The organism is Allobosea sp. 67-29 (assembly GCF_001898115.1).
In the GTDB taxonomy this organism is placed as follows: domain Bacteria; phylum Pseudomonadota; class Alphaproteobacteria; order Rhizobiales; family Beijerinckiaceae; genus Allobosea.
On record NZ_MKSQ01000015.1, the window covers coordinates 1 to 13,814 of the forward strand.

Sequence of the window (13,814 nt, forward strand, 5' to 3'; positions counted from 1 at the left end):
CCGTCGCCCATCTCGACGAGATGACCCAGCAGAACGCCGCCCTGGCCGAGCAGAGCGCAGCCTCCGCCAACGCGCTCTCGGACCGCATCGGACAGCTCAACGACCTCGTCGCAACCTTCCGGACGAGCGACGAAAGACCCAGGCGTCCCCGCCTCGAGATCGCAAACGCGGCGAGTTCGGCTCAGCTGCACCATCTCGCCTCCGGTGGTCGTGGGAGACCTGCCATCACAGCCGTCGTGTAGAGGGCCGCACGCGGGACATCCGCGACCATCGGTTCGAGCGGCCATCGACGAGATCGGTGCCGCCGCCCGACACCTGACGGCTTGCCGCCCTAACGCCCCGGCTTGAACGGCGCCATGCCGGCGCGCGCCAGCGCGTCGGCGCGCTCGTTCATGGCGTCGCCGGCGTGGCCCTTGACCCATTTCCACTCGATCTTGTGGCGGCCCAGAGCCGCCTCGAGACGCTGCCAGAGCTCGGCATTCTTCACCGGCTTCCTGTCGGCCGTCTTCCAGCCATTCTTCTTCCAGCCGTGGATCCAGCCGGTGATGCCCTGGCGCAGATACTGGCTGTCGGTGTGCAGCGCGACCGTGACCGGCCGCTTCAGCGCTTCCAGCGCCGCGATCGCCGCCATCAGCTCCATGCGGTTGTTGGTCGTGAGCTCCTCGCCACCGGAGAGTTCCTTCTCCACGCCGTTATAGGAGAGGATCGCGCCCCAGCCGCCGGGGCCGGGATTGCCGGAACAGGCGCCGTCCGTCCAGACCTCGACGGTACCGCTCACCGCTTCAGCCCGTATTCGCGGGCGTCCGCAACGCGCTGATGGAAGACGAGCTTGCGGTCGTATTCGAGCGGGTCGTGCGGCTTGACCAGCGCACCGGGCGGCACGTTCAGCCAGTCGACGAGGCGGGTCAGCAGGAAGCGCAGCGCCGAGCCGCGGCAGAGCTGCGGCAGCGCCTCGACCTCGGCGGCTTCCAGAGGACGGACGCTCTCATAGCCCGCCAGCAGAGCCTGGCCCTTGGTGAGGTTGAAGGAACTGTCGGCCTCGAAGCACCAGGAGTTCAGGCAGATGGCGAGGTCGTAGGCGAAGGCGTCGGTGCAGGCGAAATAGAAATCGATCAGCCCGGAGAGCCTGTCCCCCAGGAAGAAGACGTTGTTGGGGAAGAGGTCGGCATGGATGACGCCGCGCGGCAGGCCCTGCGGCCAGCGTGCTTCATGCACCGCGATCTCGGAAGCGATGCGGCGGGCAAGGCCGGGCGAGACCGTGTCGGCCTCGGCCCCGGCCTGCTCGGCGAGCGGGCGCCAGCCCGGCACGGACAGCGCATTGACGCGCTCCATGGCGAAGTCGGCGCCGGCGGCATGGAGCTGCGCCAGCCCCTTGCCGAGTTCGTGGCAATGCGCGGCGGTCGGCCGGCGCACCGAGAGGCCGTCGAGGAAGGTGACGATGGCAGCAGGCCGCCCGGCGAGACGGCCGAGCATCTCGCCGCGGCTGTCCTCGACCGGCTGCGGGCAGATCAGTCCGCGCGCGGCGAGATGCTGCATCAGTCCGAGGAAGAACGGCAGATCGTCCGGATTCACCCGCTTCTCGTAGAGGGTGAGGATGTAGGAGCCCCGCGTGGTGCGCAGCAGGTAGTTGGAGTTCTCGACGCCCTCGGCGATGCCCTTGGCGGAGAGGAGATCGCCAATGCCGTAGCGGGCCACGAAGGCGGCCATCTCGTCATCGGGCACTTCGGTATAGACGGCCAAGATCGGTCGCTTTCTGCTGGCTTACTCGGCCGCAGCCGGCGCCGCATCGCCGCGCAGCTCGCGCGGCAGCGGGAAGAACACATCCTCGCTCGCAGTCGAGACCGTCTCGACGCGGACCTCGTAGCGCTCGGCGAAGGCGTCGATGATCTCCTCGACCAGCACCTCCGGCGCGCTGGCGCCGGCGGTGATGCCGAGGCTGCGCAGGTTGCCGAAGACCGACCAGTCGATCTCGTCGGTGCGCAGCACGAGGCGCGCGACCGGGCAGCCGGCGCGCTCGGCGACCTCGCGCAGACGCTGCGAGTTCGAGGAATTGGGCGAGCCGACGACGATCAGCCCGTCGACCAGCGGCGCGACGCGCTTCACCGCCTCCTGCCGGTTGGTCGTGGCGTAGCAGATGTCTTCCTTGTGCGGAGCGATGAGATCCGGGAAGCGGGCCTGCAGGGCCTCGACGATGCCGCGGGTGTCGTCGACCGACAGGGTGGTCTGGGTGACGTAGGCGAGGGCTGCATCCGGCGGCGGCTCGAGCGCGGCGACGTCGGCGAGCGTCTCGATCAGGGTGATCGCGCCCTCGGGCAACTGGCCCATCGTGCCGATCACCTCGGGGTGGCCGGCATGGCCGACGAGCAGGATGTGCCGGCCGCGCTTGTGATGGACCTCGGCCTCGCGATGCACCTTGGTCACCAGCGGGCAGGTCGCGTCGATGGCGAAGAGGTTGCGTGCCTTCGCCGCGGCCGGCACGGCCTTGGCGACGCCGTGGGCGGAAAAGATCACCGGCCGGGTCTCGTCCGGCACCTCGTCGAGCTCGGCGACGAAGACCGCGCCCTTCCGCCTGAGGGATTCGACCACGTATTTGTTGTGCACGATCTCGTGGCGGACATAGACCGGCGCACCATGCAGGCTAAGCGCCTTCTCGACCGCGTCGATGGCGCGCACGACCCCGGCGCAGAAGCCGCGCGGGGCACAGAGCAGGATGTCGAGCGGCGGCTTGGTCACGTCTCGAGAGTTCTCCGGTCAGACCAGCGCCTTCTTTCGGCGGGATCGCGGCGATGTCAAGGAAGCAGCGCCACGCATTGACTTATAGGTTGATATCAACACAATGGAGCGATGCGAAGCGACGCTCCCAAGGTTCCGTTCCAGACCACGCTGCATGTTCGCGACCATTGCCTGTGCCTCTACGTGCAGCGGGCGGCGCGGGTGCTGGCGCGGCGCTTCGACGAGGCGCTGCGGCCTCATGGCCTGACCAACGAGCAGTTTTCGCTGCTGATGTCGCTCAACCGGCCCGAACCGCCGGTCATCGGAGCCGTCGCCAGGCTGCTGGGCACCGACCGCACCACGCTGACGGCGGCGCTGAAGCCGCTGGTGCGCGAGGGGCTCGCCGTGGTGACGCCCGACCCGGACGACAAGCGCGCCCGGCGCATCTCGCTGACCGCGGCGGGGCACGCCCGGCTGCTGGCCGCCCTCCCCGTCTGGCACGCGCAGCACGACGCGCTGGAGGCAAGCCTCGAGGCTCCCGATGCGCCGACGCTGCGCGCCGGGCTGGAAGCGCTGGCCGCCTGGCCGGGCACGATCACCGAACCGGAACAACAGGAGGACATCGCATGACCATCCATCTCTCCGCCTTTCGCTGGGTCCCGCCCTTCGCGCAGGGCCATGTCCGCGACCTCAGGGTGCGCTGGGCACTGGAGGAGGCCGGGCTGCCCTATGAGGCGGCCCTGATCGGCCCGGCCGACCAGGCCTCCGACAACTACCGGGCCTGGCAGCCCTTCGGGCAGGTGCCGGCCTTCCGCGACGGCGAGGTCGAGCTGTTCGAATCCGGGGCGATCGTGCTCTATCTCTCGCGCCGGTCTGAAGCGCTGGCGCCCGCCGACGAGGCCGGCCGCGCCCGGGTCGCGAGCTGGATCCTGGCCGCGCTCAACTCGATCGAACCGCAGGTCAGCCAGCTCGCCCTCACCGACATCTTCCACAAGGGCGAAGCCTGGACCGTGGAGCGCCGGCCGCAGATCGTCGCCATGGTCGAGAAGCGTCTGCAGCAACTGGAGGCCTGGCTCGGCGAGAAGGAGTATCTCGAAGGCCGCTTCACCGCAGGCGACCTGTTGATGGCCTGCGTGCTGCGCGAGGTGCCGGACGACATCCTGGCGCGCTATCCGCGGCTCGAGACCTATCGTGCGCGCTGCCTCGCCCGCCCGGCCTTCCGGCGGGCGCTGGACGCGCAGATGCAGCCCTTCCGGGAGAATGCGCCGGCCGCGTGAAGCAGCATTGCGCGTCGATGCACAGCGCGCATGACGCGAGGCGTTTCCCCCTCGCGCTGCGCGGAGCGAGCGCCTAGATAGGGGCGGTCGGCCCCGAGCCGCCTGCCCTTCAGCGTGAGCCGCCCATGGCCGATGCCGCCTCCCATGCCAGCTATCTGCCGCCGATCCTGACCTTCTGCGCCGGTGCCGTGATCGCGGTGCCGTTGTTCCGCAAGCTCGGTCAATCGGCCGTGCTGGGCTATCTGGCGGCCGGCATCGTGATCGGCCCGTCGCTGCTCGGCGTGATCCAGGACCCGGACGCCATCCGCGGCACGGCCGAGATCGGCGTCGTGCTGCTGCTCTTCCTGGTCGGACTCGAACTGCAGCCCTCGCGCCTCTACTCGATGCGACGGGACATTCTCGGCCTCGGCCTCGCGCAGATGGGGCTCAGCGCCGCCGTCATCGGCCTTGTCGGCTGGCGGCTCGGCCTGTCGGGGGGAGGCGCCGTTGCGGTCGGCGTGGCGCTGGCGCTCTCGGCCACCTCGATCGCGCTGCAACTGCTGGAGGAGCGCGGCGACGGCAACGAGACCTATGGACGGCGCACCTTTTCGATCCTGCTGTTCCAGGACATGGCGATCGCGCCGGTGCTGGCGCTGCTGCCCCTGCTGGCGGTAACCGGTACCGAATCCGGCAGCCCGATGCGGGCCCTGGCCAGCTTCGGCATCGCGATCGCCGCCATCGTCGCGATCGTCTTCGCCGGGCGCTACCTGCTCAACCCGTTCTTCCGCGTCCTCGCCAACAGCGGCGCCAAGGAAGTGATGACGGCCGCCGCCCTCCTGATCGTGCTCGGCGCGGCGCTGCTGATGGAGCATGTCGGCCTGTCGATGGCGATGGGCGCCTTCCTCGCCGGCGTGATGCTGGCGGATTCGCATTTCCGCCACGAGCTCGAGGCCGATATCGAGCCGTTCCGCGGCGTGCTGCTCGGCCTGTTCTTCATGGCGGTCGGCATGTCGCTCGACCTCAGGCTGGTCGCCGAGAACGCGCTGCTGCTCGTCATCGCCGCACCGTTGCTGATCCTGTTCAAGATTGCCGTCGTCGCCTCGATCCTGCGCGTGTCCTGCTCGTCGACGCTGGAGGCGGTGCGGGCAGGCGCCCTGCTCTCGCCGGCCGGCGAGTTCGCCTTCGTGCTGCTGCCGCTCGGCCTGGCGAACGGGCTGCTCGCCCCGCAGCAGGCGGCCATCGTCACGGCGCTGGCCGCGATCAGCATGCTGCTCGGCCCGCTCGTGGCGAAGCTGATCGACGTCGTCCTCCTCGCCCGGATCGGCGCGGAGACGATGGACGAGGATTTCGACGGCGCCGACGGCAGCCAGGTGATGGTGATCGGCTTCGGCCGCTTCGGCCAGGTGGTGACCCAGGCCCTGCTGCTGCAGCACGTCAACATCACTGTGATCGATTCCGACGTCGAGCAGATCCGCGCCGCCGCGCGCTTCGGCTTCAAGGTCTATTACGGCGACGGGACGCGGCTCGACGTGCTGCGCGCAGCCGGGGCGGGCAAGGCCCGCGTCATCTGCATCTGCGTCGACAGCAAGGATGCCGCGCTGCGCACCCTCGAAATGGTCAAGGCCGAGTTCCCGAACGTGCGCGTTCATGCCCGGGCCTTCGACCGGATCCACGCCATCGAGCTGATGAAGGCGAATGTCGACTACCAGATGCGCGAGACCTTCGAATCGGCGCTCGATTTCGGCCGTGTCACGCTGGAGGCGGTCGGACTCACCCGCGACGAGGCGGATCTGGTGATCGATCACGTCCGCGACCGCGATGCACAGCGGATGGAGATCCAGTTCCACGAGGGCATCGCGGCGGCGCTCAACCAGGTGCCGCGCGTGATGCCGGAGCCGCTGATCAAGCCGAAAGGCAAGCCCAAGGCGCTCACGGTCGAGACCCAGGAGGTCATCGAGGACGGCGGCGCCGAAGTCGCGGTCGGCGGCGTCGGCGAGCCGGAGCGCTGAGCGACGGGCGCGGCGCGGCCGAAGCGCGCCCGCCGACACCCGCCCGGAGCCTTAGCCGGCGCAAGCGACTTGCCGGGGCGCCGCGCGCTGCTATCGTCGGCAGGCCACGAGCGACGGCCGGGGAGGCGTCCCATGATGATGAACCTGTTCGAGATCATGCAGTCGGCCCAGAACGGCCAGGCGATGCAGAACCTCGCCCGGCAATATGGGCTGAGCCTCCAGCAGACCCAGGCCGCGCTCGACGCGCTGCTGCCGGCCTTCTCGATGGGGCTGCAGCGGCAGACGCAGAACCCCTACGCCTTCGGCTCGCTGGCCCAGATGATGACGGCATCGCCCTATGCCCGTTTCTTCGAGGCCAGTGGCGGGGGCATCCCGCAGGGTGCCCAGATGGCCGGCAACGACGTGCTGAGCCAGATCTTCGGCTCGAACGAGGTTAGCCGGGCGATCGCGGCGCAGGCGGCGGCGACGAGCGGCGTCAACCAGGCCATCCTCAAGCAGATGCTGCCGGTGATCGCCTCGATCCTGATGGGCGGCCTGTTCAAGTCGACCAGCAGCGAAGGCCTCGGCGGGCTGCTCGGCCAGTTCGCCGAGATGATGCGCGGCCAGATGCCCGGCATGCAGCCCGCGCCCCAGCCTCAGCCGATGCCGGCCAACCCGATGGACGCGATCCTGCGCGGCATGTTCGGACAGGGCGCGGGCCAGGCGCAGCCTCCGGGCAGCTCGACCGGCCCGGCTGCCGACCCTTTCGGCGGGATGCTGGGGCAGATCCTCGGCGGCATGTTCGGCGGCGCGGCTGCCGGCTCCGAGCCCGCTCCGCAACCGCAGCCGCGTCGCGCGCCGGCACCGGAGCCGGACGAGCCGCCGCCGTCCTCCGCCAGCGGACCCGGCTCGATCGGCCTCGATGCGCTGAACCAGATGTTCGAGCACGGCCGGCAGATCCAGGACGATCACCAGAACGCGCTGAAATCCATCCTCGACGCCATGCTCGGCGGCGGCCAGCGCCGCTGAACGGAAGCGCGGGACGCAAGCGGCCCGCGGCCCGGCTCAGGCGTGCCGGCGCTGCGACCAGTCCTGCTCCGCCAGCGCCATGGTCGCGGCCATGGCCTGCAGCTCCGCCGCGTCGTCGCGGGTGCGGAAGCTGGCGACGAGCTCGTTGAGGCGCTGGATCTGGCCGGCGAGCGCTGTCGCCGAAGCCGCGCTCTGCTCGGCCAGCGCCGCATTCTGTTGGGTCATCTCGTCCATATGGGCCACGGCCTGGCTCATCTCGTCGATGCCGTTCGACTGCTCGGCGGCGGCGGACGAAATGTCCGAGACGGTGGCGGAGACCTTCTGGGACGCCTCGACGATCCGCTCCAGGGCCGAGCCGGCCGAGCGCACGAGGCCCACACCCTGCGCGACCTCGGCGCCGGATTCGGTGATCAGCGCGGTGATGCCCTTGGCGGCCTCGCCCGAGCGCTGGGCGAGCGTGCGGACCTCGGAGGCCACCACGGCAAAGCCGCGGCCGGCATCGCCGGCGCGGGCGGCTTCGACGGCCGCGTTGAGCGCCAGCAGATTGGTCTGGAAGGCGATCTCGTCGATCACCGTGGTGATGTCGGAGATCTTCTGGGAGGCAGCCTCGATCCGCGCCATGGCGTCGACGGCGTCCTTGACGATCGCCCCGCCCTTGCGCGCCACCTCCATGGCCTCGTCGGCCAGCGCGACCGCCTGCATCGAGGCATGGGCGGAAGCCTTCACCGAGGCCGCGAGCTGCTCCGTCGTCGCCGCCGTCTCCTCCAGCGAGGACGCCTGCTCCTCGGTGCGCTTGGAGAGATCGTCGGCACCGGTGTTGATCTCATGGGCGGCGTTGCCGACGTCGCCGGATGTCGACTGGATCGTGCGGATCGTCTCCGAGAGATGCGCCACGGCCATGTTGAAGTCGTCGCGCAGCTTGGCGTATTCGACGGCGAGCTCGGCCTCGATGCGGCAGGTCAGGTCGCCACGCGAGAGGCGATCGAGCCCCTCGCCGAGCGCTTCCATGACCTTGAGCTGCTCGGCCGCCAGCATCTCCTGCTCGCGGGCGCGGGCGGCGCGTTCCTGCTCCGCCAGGCGGCGCTGCGCCTCGGTCGCCTCGCGCCCTTCGGCGGTCTCGGCCTCGAGGCGGCGCACGGCCTGGCCGTTCTCCTTGAAGACCTGGACAGCCCGCGCCATCGCGCCGATCTCGTCGCGGCGCCCCTGCCCCTCGATCTCGACCGCATAATCGCCGGCCGCCAGATCGTCCATGCGCGCCTTCAGCATGTCGAGCGGCCGGGTGATCGAGCGGCGCGCGAGCAGCATCGCGCCGATCAGGCCGAGGAGCACGCCGGCGCAGGACAAGACCAGCAGCACGAGGTCGAGGCGCTTGGCCTCGGCATCGAGCGCCAGCCCGTCGGACTGGGTCTGGCTCTTGATCTCGCCATTGAGCTTGACCGCGTCGGCGACGATCGCGGCAAAGGCACGGTCGAGCTCGGACATCACCGAGAGGGCCGGCAGATCCTCGTCGCGCGAGGCCTGGGACAGAACGTCGTCGATCTTCGGCTTCAGTTCCGAGATCGCCCGCGAGAGCTTGTCGAACTCGGCATGGCGCTCGGGAAAGCTGATCTTGGCGTTGACCAGCTGCTGGAGCGCGAGATCGTAGCCCTTGCGTGCGTCCGCGATGCTCGTCGCGTTCTGCTTCATGTATTCGGGATAGGCGATCGCCTTGTAGAGATCGCGCAGCACATAGCTCGTGACCAGCGTCGCCTGGGCCGAATCCAGAATCGCGCCGGAGCGCTGGTCGATCAGATCGGAATAGGTCTTCTGGATCCGGGCATATTCATGCCCGGCATAGATCGCAGTCCCGATGCTGATGATGCCGATCGCGATCAGCGGAATGGCGATCTTGGTGCGGATCCGCAGATCCGCAAGGCGCAGAGAAAACGTCATGCCCGAGCCCGTCCATGCGGCGGCCGGCCGGCCGCACCCCGCGGGCAGAGTTCAGGCAAAAGCATAAAAATGCGTTAGACGCGGCAAGAATCCCGTCAGCGCCCATAAAAAAGGGCGGAAGCACGAAGCTCCCGCCCGTAGGAACGCCGCGCCAAGGGGTCAGGCGCAGCGTGCAACCATGAAATCGTCCTGTCGCTCCAGCACCGGCTCCGGCGCAGCCGGCCGAGCGGCGGCATGGCGGGCAGCGTGCTCGCGCCGCGCCTGGGCGACGTCGTTGAGCGAGCGGGACCGCGAGGCCAGCACCGCCGAAGGATCCTTGAGCCAGGAGGTCGCGAGGGCGCCTGCGACATCGGAACGGACGAGGCCGATATCCTTGAGGCCGCGCTCGTCGAGCTCGGCGAGGCGCATCACCTCGCGGCGATGGATGAGCGCCCGCACCAGCGTCACGGGCAGTCGGATTCCGGCGGTGGCGACGCGCACGATACCGCCCGGAACGGACGAGAACGACTTCGTGGCAATGGTCATGAGCAGCATGACGGCCTCCCAAACGGAATGAGAACGGATCGATGCCCCCCTCAGCCCGGACGCACCAATTGGCCGAAATCCCGGGGAACGCAGCCAACATAGCGAGAGGCTGGTCATCAGCCAAACGAATGGTTATGATGCCTGACAACACGGATATTGATGAACTATCCGACGGGGATCGCCATGGCCCATGTGCTCGACGCCGATCAGCTGAAGACCTTCGTCGCCATCGCCGATACCGGCTCGTTCACGCGCGCCGCGGAGATCGTGTTCAAGACGCAATCGGCCGTCTCGATGCAGATGAAGCGGCTCGAGGAGCGCATCGGCCGCCCGCTGTTCGGCCGCGACGGCCGCCATGCCAAGCTGACCGAGGACGGCGAGCGGCTGCTCGACTATGCGAGGCGCATCGTCAGGCTGAACCTCGAATGCGTCGCGAGCTTCACCGACGCCGATCTCAAGGGGCGCATCCGGCTCGGCGTGCCGGACGACTATGCCGACCGCTACCTGCCCGAGATCCTCGCCCGCTTCGCCCATTCGAACCCGCGGGCGGAGGTCACCGTGGTGTGCGAGCCGACGCCGATGCTGGCCGAGCGGATCGCCACCGGCGACATCGACCTGGCGATCATCACCCATGTCGAAAGCCGCGGACAGGGCGAGATCATCCGGATCGAGCCGCTGCTCTGGGTCACCTCGGCGCGCCATGCCGTCCACGAGGAGGACCCGCTGCCGCTGGCGCTCGGGCGGCCGACCTGCAACTGGCGGCAGGCCGCGGTCGATGCGCTGGAGGCCAAGAGCCGCCGCTTCCGCGTGCTCTACGCGAGCTGGAACTCGACCGCCGTGGGCGCCGCGGTGGTGGCGGGGCTCGCCGTCTCGGTGCTGCCGGAGAGCGCGGTCAGGCCGGGAATGCGCATCCTGGGGCCGTCGGAAGGCTTCGCGACCTTGCCATCCTGCAAGATCGGGCTGCTGCGCACGCGCTTCGATCCTTCGGTGCTCTCCAACGCCCTGGCCGAGCACATCATCCAGAGCCTCGACAACCTGGCGAGCTTCAAGACCGCGGCGGAGTAGCGAGGCGTCATTCTCGGGGGAGGAACGGGCAGCCGATGGCGGGCCTGGCCGCGCTCGTGCCTCAGGGGCCGAAGCCCGCCGCCATCGATTGGAAGAAGCGGGTCACCGACTGGCCGATCAGTGTCGCGCTGGCGATGATCGTCAGCGAGATCAGGCTGACGATGAAGCCATACTCGATCATCGTCGCGCCACGCTCGTCGCGACGAAAGGCCTCAAAGCTGATGACGATCCGCTCCATGCCGCCAGTTTAGGCGTCAAGCTGCAGCCAAATCGTTAATCCATCCGCTGCAATGCGTCGGATGTCGCGTTTTTCCGGGGAGCAGCCGCCTAGAGGGCCAGTTCCGCCAAAACCGGCTCGACCCGGCCGCCCCAGGGGCCGCGATAGCGGGCTTCCAGGCGCTGGGCCAGCGTTTCCTTGCGCGCCACGATGTCCTCGAGCGGAGCAAGGTGGAGACTCTCGTCCCGGCCGGCGGCATCGCGACGGGCGCGGCGCGCGAGACCGGCGCGGGACAGTTCCAGCACCTCGGACGCGATCTCGGCCAGGCTGCGACCGGCGACCGTCGCCTGGAGGCCCTGCCTGGGCACGGCATCGCGCAGCGCCTGCCGCTCCGCGGCGCTCCAGCCCTTGACCAGATCCCAGGCGGCGTCGAGCGCGCCGCGATCATAGAGCAGCCCGACCCAGAAGGCCGGCAGCGCGGTCAGCATCTCGGCCGGCCCGGCATCGGCGCCGCGCATCTCCAGGAAGCGCTTCAGCCGCACCTCCGGGAACAGGGTCGAGAGGTGATTGGCCCAGTCCGACATCGTCGCGCGCTCGCCCGGCAACTGCGTCAGCCGGCCCGCCAGCAGGTCCCGGAAGGAAGCGCCGGCGACGTCATGGTAGGTCTCGCCGCGCTTGACGAAATACATCGGCACGTCGAGCGCCCAGTCGACATAGGCCTCGTAGGACATGCCCTCGTCGAAGGCGAAGGCGAGCATGCCCGAGCGGTCGTTGTCGGTATGGCGCCAGATTTCCGAGCGGAGCGACTGGAAGCCGTTGAGCTTGCGCTCCAGGAAGGGCGAGGTGGCGAAGAGCGCGGTGGCGACGGGCTGCAGCGCCAGCGAGACCCGCAGCTTGCGGACCATGTCGGCCTCGCTGGAAAAATCGAGATTGACCTGCACCGTGCAGGTCCGGAACATCATGTCGAGCCCCATCGTGCCGACCTTCGGCATGTAGTTCGCCATGATCCTGTAGCGGCCCTTGGGCATGACCGGCGTCTCGGCGCGGGTCCAGAGCGGCGAGGCGCCGAGCGCAGCGAAGCCGATGCCGTGCGGCTCGGCCACGGCCTTGACGTCGGCGAGATGCACCGCGAGCTCGGCCTGGGTCTGGTGGACGTCTTCCAGCGGCGCGCCGGACAGCTCGAACTGACCGCCCGGCTCCAGCGAGATCGCGCCACCGCCATCAGGTCCGGCGAGGCCGATGATGTGACCGGCATCGATGATCGGCTCCCAACCGAGCCGCTGCTGCATGCCTTCGAGCAGAGCGCGGATTCCGCCTGCGCCGGAGCGCCCTTCGTAGGGCACCGGCGCAAGATCCTGACGGTAGAACGGAAACTTCTCGTGCTCCGTCCCGATCCTGAAGCGCGCCTCGGGTTTCTCTCCGGCGGCGATCCAGGAAACCAGCTCCTCCTTGGAGCCGATCGGGGTCGAGTCGGTGACATCGCGAGCCATGGGCGCTCCGGCAGAACAGGCAACAGGGCCTAGCCTCCCGGCGGCCATCGGCTGCGGGTTCAAGGCGTGGGGACGACAGACATAGGCGAGAGCCCGAGCCGCGACAACGACCCGGACCTTGCATTCTTGAAAGGTCGCCAAGCGCTGGCGACAGGTCCGGACGGGATGCGCTCAGCCGCCTGCCCAATCGCCGAGCACGGCCTGCACGACCGCCAGCGCGGCAACCGCCGCCGTGTCGGCGCGCAGGATGCGCGGCCCCAGCGAGATCGCCAGCGTGTTCGGCCGGGCAGCGATCAGGCGCCGCTCGCCCTCCTCGAAGCCGCCTTCCGGTCCGATCAGCACCGCAAGCGGCGCCGGCCCGCAGGCCTGCAACGCCGTCATCGGGCTGCCCTGCTCCAGCCCCTCGTCGCAGAAGATCAGGAGGCGCCCGGGCTCCAGCGCCGCGAGGGCCGCATCGAGAGGCTTCTCGGCCGCGATCTGCGGCAGGCCGAGGATGCCGCATTGCTCGGCAGCCTCGATCGCGTTCGCCCGCATCCGGTCGAGGTTGAGCCGCGAGACCTGGGTCCGCCGGGTGAGGACGGGCTGAAGCGTGCCGGCGCCCATCTCGACGGCCTTCTGCACCATGTAGTCCAGCCGCGCATGCTTCAGCGGCGCGAAGAGATAATGCAGATCGGCCGGGGAAGGCTGCGGCCTGACCTGACGCTCGAGATCGAGCCGCGCCTGCTTGCGACCCTCCGGCGCCAGGCGCGCCAGCCATTCGCCGTCGCGCCCGTTGAAGACGAGGACGGCATCGCCGGGCCTCAGGCGCAGCACGTTGAGCAGATAGTTCGACTGGTCGCGCTCCAGCGGCAGCCCGCCATCCTGCGCGAAGGCGGCGTCGACGAACAGGCGATGGCGCGCGAAATCGGGGGTGGACATCGGCTCGACCGCCTCCTTCATCAAGAAATCTGTTGAGAGCGGCGCGAAAACCGCCACATTCCTCGCCTAACGGCAAGGGCCTCCTTGAAGATGACAGGCGAACTCGCAAGAGTCGTTGGCGTCGGCGACGCCTGCTGTTAAGGACATGGACAAGGCTCGGCCGGAGGCGGCCGGCAACCGGAGAAGGGAATCATGCGGCTCAGGACGGCTTCGGGATTGGCAGCGACGCTCGGCTTCGCCATGGCCTCGCTCTTGATCGCCTCACCGGCCAGCGCGCAGGTCTCGGGCTGCGAGCCGCTGCAGAAGCTGCTGACGACGCGGCAGTCGATGGTGGCGAAGATCACCGCCGCGCAGAAGGCCAAGCGCAAGATGACGCCGCAGGAGGCCTGCAGCACCTTCGGCACGCTGGTGAACAACGGCAACGAGACGATCAAATTCGCCAACGCCAACAAGGACTGGTGCCAGATCCCGGTCTCGTTCATCGACGGACTCAAGGCCGACAACGCGCGGATCGCGACTTTCCGCGGCCAGGCCTGCAACGCCGTGAAGCAGCAGGCCGCGATGCAGCGCCGCGCCCAGCAGCAGGCGCAGAGCGCCAACCCCTTCGCGGGCGCGGATTCGATCACCGGCGGCGCCGGTGGCGGGATGAAGGTTCCGCGCGGCGCCCTCTAAGCCGGGGAAG

Annotated in this window: 14 protein-coding genes and 1 pseudogene; 7 read left to right on the forward strand and 8 right to left on the reverse strand. The window is 69.1% G+C overall.

The genetic code is table 11. The features are described 5' to 3' along the window. Window positions 1-242, forward strand: a pseudogene (locus BGO20_RS13090) (hypothetical protein); the annotation flags it as partial. 89 nt (window positions 243-331) lie between these two features. On the opposite strand, the gene rnhA reads toward BGO20_RS13090, so the two are convergent. From rnhA to ispH, 3 genes are read right to left on the reverse strand one after another with little or no spacing between them, the layout of a single operon-like run. Beyond that, complete coding sequence (rnhA, locus tag BGO20_RS13095; protein WP_291664181.1) at window positions 332-778, reverse strand: ribonuclease HI; 447 nt, start codon at window positions 776-778, stop codon at window positions 332-334. Beyond that, entirely contained in the window at window positions 775-1,740 is a 966-nt protein-coding gene (locus BGO20_RS13100) for a homoserine kinase (RefSeq protein WP_291664180.1), read from the reverse strand. The genes rnhA and BGO20_RS13100 overlap by 4 nt, the downstream gene beginning before the upstream one ends. 21 nt (window positions 1,741-1,761) lie before the next feature. Next, window positions 1,762-2,733: a 4-hydroxy-3-methylbut-2-enyl diphosphate reductase gene (gene ispH / locus BGO20_RS13105; RefSeq protein ID WP_291664179.1), complete on the reverse strand. Its 972-nt coding sequence runs from the start codon at window positions 2,731-2,733 to the stop codon at window positions 1,762-1,764. A gap of 111 nt (window positions 2,734-2,844) precedes the next feature. Here ispH and BGO20_RS13110 point away from each other — a divergent pair, with 111 nt between their 5' ends. From BGO20_RS13110 to BGO20_RS13125, 4 genes are all read left to right on the forward strand, one after another. Beyond that, a complete protein-coding gene (locus BGO20_RS13110; RefSeq protein WP_291664178.1) occupies window positions 2,845-3,342 on the forward strand; it encodes a MarR family winged helix-turn-helix transcriptional regulator in 498 nt (165 codons plus the stop codon). Beyond that, the gene (locus tag BGO20_RS13115; protein WP_291664177.1) at window positions 3,339-3,989 is read left to right on the forward strand and encodes a glutathione S-transferase family protein; all 651 of its coding nucleotides are present in this window, start codon (window positions 3,339-3,341) and stop codon (window positions 3,987-3,989) included. The genes BGO20_RS13110 and BGO20_RS13115 overlap by 4 nt, the downstream gene beginning before the upstream one ends. Before the next feature lie 125 nt (window positions 3,990-4,114). Then, window positions 4,115-5,977 carry a monovalent cation:proton antiporter-2 (CPA2) family protein gene (locus BGO20_RS13120; protein WP_291664176.1) on the forward strand — a complete coding sequence of 621 codons (1,863 nt, stop codon included), beginning with the start codon at window positions 4,115-4,117 and terminating at the stop codon, window positions 5,975-5,977. Window positions 5,978-6,109: 132 nt separating this feature from the next. After that, the gene (locus BGO20_RS13125; protein WP_291664175.1) at window positions 6,110-6,985 is read left to right on the forward strand and encodes a DUF937 domain-containing protein; all 876 of its coding nucleotides are present in this window, start codon (window positions 6,110-6,112) and stop codon (window positions 6,983-6,985) included. 36 nt (window positions 6,986-7,021) lie between these two features. Here the strand turns inward: BGO20_RS13125 and BGO20_RS13130 are convergent, their stop codons facing one another. Continuing rightward, entirely contained in the window at window positions 7,022-8,917 is a 1,896-nt protein-coding gene (locus BGO20_RS13130; protein ID WP_291664174.1) for a methyl-accepting chemotaxis protein, read from the reverse strand. 159 nt (window positions 8,918-9,076) lie between these two features. Then, a complete protein-coding gene (locus tag BGO20_RS13135) occupies window positions 9,077-9,451 on the reverse strand; it encodes a YjiS-like domain-containing protein (RefSeq protein WP_291664173.1) in 375 nt (124 codons plus the stop codon). A 174-nt stretch (window positions 9,452-9,625) separates the two neighbouring features. On the opposite strand from BGO20_RS13135, the gene BGO20_RS13140 reads away from it, so the two are divergent. Beyond that, window positions 9,626-10,507, forward strand: a complete 882-nt coding sequence (locus tag BGO20_RS13140) for a LysR substrate-binding domain-containing protein (RefSeq protein ID WP_291664192.1) — start codon at window positions 9,626-9,628, stop codon at window positions 10,505-10,507. Window positions 10,508-10,568: 61 nt separating this feature from the next. On the opposite strand, the gene BGO20_RS13145 is transcribed toward BGO20_RS13140, so the two are convergent. From BGO20_RS13145 to BGO20_RS13155, 3 genes are all read right to left on the reverse strand, one after another. Beyond that, window positions 10,569-10,745 (reverse strand): Flp family type IVb pilin, encoded by a 177-nt coding sequence (locus BGO20_RS13145; protein ID WP_291664172.1) that lies wholly within the window; start codon window positions 10,743-10,745, stop codon window positions 10,569-10,571. Between the two features lie 89 nt (window positions 10,746-10,834). Then, window positions 10,835-12,214: a glutamate--cysteine ligase gene (locus BGO20_RS13150; RefSeq protein WP_291664171.1), complete on the reverse strand. Its 1,380-nt coding sequence runs from the start codon at window positions 12,212-12,214 to the stop codon at window positions 10,835-10,837. Window positions 12,215-12,385: 171 nt separating this feature from the next. Beyond that, on the reverse strand, window positions 12,386-13,132 hold the full coding sequence (locus BGO20_RS13155; protein WP_291664170.1) for a 16S rRNA (uracil(1498)-N(3))-methyltransferase: 747 nt from the start codon (window positions 13,130-13,132) through the stop codon (window positions 12,386-12,388). Between the two features lie 192 nt (window positions 13,133-13,324). Between BGO20_RS13155 and BGO20_RS13160 the strand changes: the two genes are divergently transcribed. Beyond that, the gene (locus tag BGO20_RS13160; RefSeq protein ID WP_291664169.1) at window positions 13,325-13,804 is read left to right on the forward strand and encodes a hypothetical protein; all 480 of its coding nucleotides are present in this window, start codon (window positions 13,325-13,327) and stop codon (window positions 13,802-13,804) included. The last annotated feature ends 10 nt before the right edge of the window (window positions 13,805-13,814 follow it).

What these genes read in the sequence shown, in the direction of transcription:
- BGO20_RS13110 (WP_291664178.1), top strand. Translation starts at nt 2,845, where the DNA reads ATGCGAAGCGACGCTCCCAAGGTTCCGTTCCAGACCACGCTGCATGTT.
- BGO20_RS13115 (WP_291664177.1), top strand. Translation starts at nt 3,339, where the DNA reads ATGACCATCCATCTCTCCGCCTTTCGCTGGGTCCCGCCCTTCGCGCAG.
- BGO20_RS13120 (WP_291664176.1), top strand. Translation starts at nt 4,115, where the DNA reads ATGGCCGATGCCGCCTCCCATGCCAGCTATCTGCCGCCGATCCTGACC.
- BGO20_RS13125 (WP_291664175.1), top strand. Translation starts at nt 6,110, where the DNA reads ATGATGATGAACCTGTTCGAGATCATGCAGTCGGCCCAGAACGGCCAG.
- BGO20_RS13130 (WP_291664174.1), bottom strand. Translation starts at nt 8,917, where the DNA reads ATGACGTTTTCTCTGCGCCTTGCGGATCTGCGGATCCGCACCAAGATC.
- BGO20_RS13135 (WP_291664173.1), bottom strand. Translation starts at nt 9,451, where the DNA reads ATGCTGCTCATGACCATTGCCACGAAGTCGTTCTCGTCCGTTCCGGGC.
- BGO20_RS13140 (WP_291664192.1), top strand. Translation starts at nt 9,626, where the DNA reads ATGGCCCATGTGCTCGACGCCGATCAGCTGAAGACCTTCGTCGCCATC.
- BGO20_RS13145 (WP_291664172.1), bottom strand. Translation starts at nt 10,745, where the DNA reads ATGGAGCGGATCGTCATCAGCTTTGAGGCCTTTCGTCGCGACGAGCGT.
- BGO20_RS13150 (WP_291664171.1), bottom strand. Translation starts at nt 12,214, where the DNA reads ATGGCTCGCGATGTCACCGACTCGACCCCGATCGGCTCCAAGGAGGAG.
- BGO20_RS13155 (WP_291664170.1), bottom strand. Translation starts at nt 13,132, where the DNA reads ATGTCCACCCCCGATTTCGCGCGCCATCGCCTGTTCGTCGACGCCGCC.
- BGO20_RS13160 (WP_291664169.1), top strand. Translation starts at nt 13,325, where the DNA reads ATGCGGCTCAGGACGGCTTCGGGATTGGCAGCGACGCTCGGCTTCGCC.